The sequence below is a fragment of the Pseudomonas sp. BAV 4579 genome (assembly GCF_009765395.1).
Lineage (GTDB): Bacteria > Pseudomonadota > Gammaproteobacteria > Pseudomonadales > Pseudomonadaceae > Chryseomonas > Chryseomonas aestiva.
Genome location: NZ_WHOV01000234.1, coordinates 1 through 4,989, shown reverse-complemented (window position 1 = coordinate 4,989; position 4,989 = coordinate 1). Strand labels below are relative to the sequence as shown.

Genomic DNA, 4,989 nt, shown 5'->3' with positions numbered 1-4,989 from the left:
CCATTGCCATCACAGGAACAGGCTAGCAAACACGACTTTTCAGACAAGCCCTAGAATGCTTGCTTGCGCGGGGTTGGCAATGTTCGCTGTGCATAACCAGCAGCTTGGAATCGAGGCGACGGTGAGGACTTCGGGTGTCGGCTGAACGTCGAAGCTGGTGTCATTTCATGCTGGGATATCAGGCTTCACACCATCCACCGCAGTTATGCTTTATATATAAATTGAGAATTTCCCGGATGGCCCGAAAATACGTAATGTAGCGAGTATCCGGCCCCTAGGAATTAGCTGGGAACCGCCAGGCCGACAGGCGGGGTGTACTGAACAAAAACAAATAGCGGAGCTGACCATGCGCTACCTCTCCCTAGGTATGTTCGAACATTACTTTACCCGCTGCAAATTACTGCCGGCCGCTTCTGGCAACCTATCCGCTGCCTTCTTTCTACCACAGTCGCTCACGCGCCGGTTCGTTTCGAGCATGAAGCCGACGTGCTCGCCGGCTCGGCATCGCGCTTTAGATATTGCGTGTGGCGCTCGTCCTACGGCGCGTGTCGCCCGATGTACCGCCGGGACGCCATTATGGGCCGCACCGTGTCCTTGAAGGGTTGCTCGCGAGGCAAGGCCAACCTTGCCATGTTCGACTCTAGGGGCATCACCCTGCCGAATGACGCCAAGGAATGGCCCAAGATCGTGACGACCTGCCAGCAAGGCCCCTCCCTCCTGAAGCGATGGCACCTTCGTTGAGCACCTGAAGTCCTGCCCCCAAGCGGGGGCGGTAGCGGTCGCAAGAGATCGCTCTCCCTATCCAGCGCGGAGTTGAAAATGAGTAACACCCCCTACGACATCGTTGCCATGGGCGCCGGCCACAATGGCCTGGTTGCTGCGGCTTACCTGGCCAAGGCGGGTAAGAAGATTTTGGTACTGGAGCGCAAGGGCTATCCCGGTGGCGGCGTCAGCACGCGCCAGCTGAATACTCCTGGCTATTGGCACGACGAGCACTCCAGCGTGCATATCATGATCCAGGGCAATCCGCTGTTGCGCCAGGATGAATTGGGACTGCTCAGCCAGCACGGACTAAAGTACCACTACTCGCCGGTGCCACACGCGACCATATTTCCGGACCAGTCGGTCCTATTCACCTATAAGGACGTCGACAAGACCTGCGAGGGCTTTGCCAGGATTTCGCCGAAGGACGCCGAGACCTACCGCGAATTCGTCAAGGTGAGCCAGAAAATCCTGCAGATGTTCATGCCCGGCCTGTACGCACCGCCGCCGCCCCTGGGCGAGCTGGTAGCGATGCTCGATCGGAGCGATGAAGGCCGCTTGATGCTGGACTATATGAGTCGCGATTGCTTGGACCTGGTTAATCAGCTCTACGAGAGCGACAAGATCAAGATCCACCTCCTGCGTCTGGTCAGCGAGAACCTGCAGGCGCCCAACGAGCTAGGCACGGGGATGGGCGTGCTGCTAATGCCGGGGATCATTCATACCTATGGCGTTTCGCAACCCATAGGTGGCAGCGGCAAGTTGACCGAGGCGCTGGTGCGCTGCATTGAGTTCCACGGCGGTGAGGTGCGATGCAACGCGGAGGTGGCGCAGATCCTCACCAGCGGTGGACGCGCCACCGGCGTACGTCTCAATAGCGGCGAGACCATCCAGGCCCGTGACGCGGTAATCGGCGCCATCCACCCCCATGTCGTACGCAAGTTCGTAGAGGGAGTGCCGGAACCGGTGCTAGCGCGGGCGGAGCGCGCGGCCTTGGCGCCGTTCTCGATTATGGTCAGCCACTACGACCTCAAGAAGAACTGCCAGTACTACGCGGGAGAAGAGGTGGGCTATGCCACCATGCTGGAGTTCATGGCTACCGACTCCTTGGACGAGATGCTAGCCGACTTCGATGAGCTCAAGCGCGGTTATATCAGCCAGCGCCGCCTATGTGCCGGCGGTGACGAGAGCCTTGGCGACAAGACCCGCGTTCCCACCGGGGCGGGCATGTTCCATGGCATCACCTTCGCACCTTACAAGGTCAACGACCCCCGCTGGAGGGACCGTCACTGGGACGAGTTCAAGGAGCAGATCGGCGATCTCTCGCTGGAGCACTACCGCAAGTTTGTCAGCAACTTGACCAGCGACAACATCATCGCCCGTAGTATCGTCAGCCCGGTCGACCTGGAGCGTTCCAGCCCCAACAGCATGATGCGCGGCGACCTGCATGGTGTGGCGCCCTATTTTTATCAGAGCGCAGGGCATCGCCCCACGCCGGATCTCGGCCAGTTCACCGTGCCTGGCGTCGACCGTTTGTTCCTTGCTGGCCCGTTTCAGCATCCGGGCGGTGGCGTCTATGGTGCCGGCCGCGCCACCGCGATCAAGATGTTCGAGCATCTGGGAATGGACTTCGACGCGGTTTCCTCCGATGTGCGTGAAGACTTGCCACCGCCGGTCAGGCAGAGCCCCGCCGCTTGCGATGGCATGGTGCTGCGCGGGCCGGCGGATGAAGAACTGATGCACGTCGAGTCGATCCGCCGGGTAGGCGACGAATTGGTGATCAAGGGCAAGAGCTTCGGCACCCTCCCCATGGAGGCACGGTTGGACGGCGCCGCCACGCGGGCCGGCTTGAAGATGTTGAGCGTCAAGGACATGGCGTTTCTGGCCAGCCTGCCGTTCCGCAAGGCCAAGCAGCCCTGAGCAATCCGGGCTGGGATTTACCCAGCGGCCTTCGACAAAGGCCCGTGGGCGGGCCTTTTCGCTGGGCGAGTGATGATTCCGGCATCCATATCTTGGATACCTCGGATATGAACAAACGATTTCTCCAATGATTCTTCAGACGCTAATGTTATTTCCAGTGATCCAGGCGGCCTAAGAAGCGCCTCAATAACAAGAACAACTTTGAGGAGATGCATCGTGCAGGGTACTCACCACGGCCGCGTCGCGGTTCTCACAGGAGCCGGCGGCGCCTTGGGCCACCACTTCGCCTGTAGGCTGGCGCGCCAGGGATGCCAGCTGGCGCTTGCCGATCTAAGCTTGCCGGAGGAAACCGTTTCAGCTGTCCGCGAGCTTGGCACAGAGGTGTACGCCGAAGCCTTTGACCTGGCCGATGCCGATGCCTTGCGCACCTTCGCCGTCCAGGTGCTGAAACGCTTCGGGCGCTGCGACATCCTGGTCAACAATGCCGCCTTCATGCCGCTGGTACCTTTTGCCGAATTGACGCTGGAAGTCTTCCGCCGATTCGAGGCGGTGAACGTCGAGGCCTCCTTATTACTGTCCCAGAGCTTCGCCCCGGACATGGCCCGCCGTGGCTTCGGACGAATAGTGCAGATCGCCTCCAGCACTGTGGGCAACCCGATGCCCAACTTCGCGGCCTACATCACTACCAAGATGGCTGGCGTCGGCCTAGTCCGCGCGCTTGCCGCTGAGCTTGGCCCACAGGGCATCACGGTCAATGCGATTTCACCGGGCTTGACGCGTACCGCGGCGTCGGAGAGGAGCCTGCCGCCAGCACTGTTCGATGCAGTACGCGATCAGCAACTGATCAAGCGCAATGGCGTGCCGGAAGATCTCTGCGGGTTACTAGCGTTCATCATCTCGGAAGAAGCCGGCTTCATCACTGGCCAGGTGCTCAACGCCGATGGCGGCACGGTGTTCTGATCCCGCCGAGACACGCCGTGCGTCCTCGCGACACCTCACCGAGCCCTAGGAAGTGACTGATGCGGAAATGGCAATTGCCTGCCAACCGCCCCTTACCGAGGATGCTGTCAAGGCAATGAATGGCGTCTTTCATTGAAATCTAACGAAGAGAGCGAAGGGATGAATCTGACTCTGCCCGAGATACGCCCCCATCATGTCGGTATCAGCGTACCGGAGATCGATGCTGCCATCGGCTGGTACCAGCGGATGCTCGGATTCGAGCTGGAGATGCGTGCGTTCATTGACATCATACCGGCGGAGGTAGCCTTCATTCGCCGCGGAGATTTCCGTCTGGAGTTATTCCAGGTTGCGGGCGCCGCGCCATTACCGGCTGAGCGTCGCGACCCCAATCAGGACGTTCGAACCCACGGCAACAAGCACCTGTTTCTCGCCGTACTGGACGTACCGGGGACGATGGCAGGGTTACGCGAAAAGGGCGCCGACGTCGTCTTCGAAAAGGTGGTGCAAGGTACATCCATGGCATTCATCCGCGACAACTCGGGAAACCTGCTGGAGCTGATCCAGTGCCCCGAGCTATGGACGTCAACCATCAGTGAAGACGAAGCCAGGCCGTGAGATCGGCTATTTTTCTATGATTGGCATCCACGATGGCCGGCTGCACAGGTCGCCCATCAAGTTCGTCAGTACGAAGCCGTTCCCAGCGCAAACAGCTTCTATATAGCGATCCAGCGCCGTCACGGCTTGGCGCCAGACCAGTTGCAGGTTCCGTGTTACAACAACAGTGCGAGAGGTACCACTACCGACGTCGGCGAACGTCAGCGGCTAGTTACGTCACGCCACGTGCTATCGAACCGTTTGGGCTATTGATCCGCGGTCTTCGCCACGGCCATGGTAGCCACGGCTACCGGAGTGGACAGGTGTCTAGCGTTGGCGGTGGTTTCAGGTCGTCAGATGCTCAGCGAATGCCGAGTCCACTTCCCTGAGTTGAGTGCTTGTTCAGCAGCCTTGTGGCTGCGGAAGTATTCGTTCGACTCGCGGCTAAAGGGCAGGCCCTCATCGTCCAGCGTGCCGAGGTAGAAACCGCGGCGGGACTGCAGGACCTGCAATGGGTAGTTGTGGCCGGCGTCGTCAAGATCGAACTTGCTGTGAGCTGGTGAGGTTTCGGTACCCATGGGGCCTCCAAAAGACAAAGGCGCCCGAGGGCGCCTATAGGGTGTGATCAGTCAGGCCTGGACGCCGTCAGCGCTGGTGGCGTTCATCTCGAACAGAAACCAGGCGTTGTCGCAGAAAAGATCGCTGCTCAGCAGCTCTTCGGCGACGTCGTCATAGGAGACTTCGGCAACGATG

4 protein-coding genes are annotated in these 4,989 nt (G+C 59.9%); 3 read left to right on the top strand and 1 reads right to left on the bottom strand.

The genetic code is table 11. The features are described from left to right. The first annotated feature begins 819 nt into the window (after positions 1–819). The 3 genes from GSQ95_RS25620 (at position 820) to GSQ95_RS25610 (ending at position 4,257) form a co-directional block, all read left to right on the top strand. Positions 820–2,682, top strand: a complete 1,863-nt coding sequence (locus GSQ95_RS25620; protein ID WP_158897092.1) for an NAD(P)/FAD-dependent oxidoreductase — start codon at positions 820–822, stop codon at positions 2,680–2,682. A gap of 216 nt (positions 2,683–2,898) precedes the next feature. Continuing rightward, positions 2,899–3,642, top strand: coding sequence for an SDR family NAD(P)-dependent oxidoreductase (locus GSQ95_RS25615; RefSeq protein WP_218580233.1), 744 nt, complete (start codon positions 2,899–2,901; stop codon positions 3,640–3,642). Positions 3,643–3,801: 159 nt separating this feature from the next. Then, positions 3,802–4,257 (top strand): VOC family protein, encoded by a 456-nt coding sequence (locus GSQ95_RS25610; RefSeq protein WP_256664722.1) that lies wholly within the window; start codon positions 3,802–3,804, stop codon positions 4,255–4,257. Positions 4,258–4,589: 332 nt separating this feature from the next. Here the strand turns inward: GSQ95_RS25610 and GSQ95_RS25605 are convergent, their stop codons facing one another. Further along, positions 4,590–4,814: a hypothetical protein gene (locus tag GSQ95_RS25605; protein ID WP_158897093.1), complete on the bottom strand. Its 225-nt coding sequence runs from the start codon at positions 4,812–4,814 to the stop codon at positions 4,590–4,592. Between the last annotated feature and the right edge of the window lie 175 nt (positions 4,815–4,989).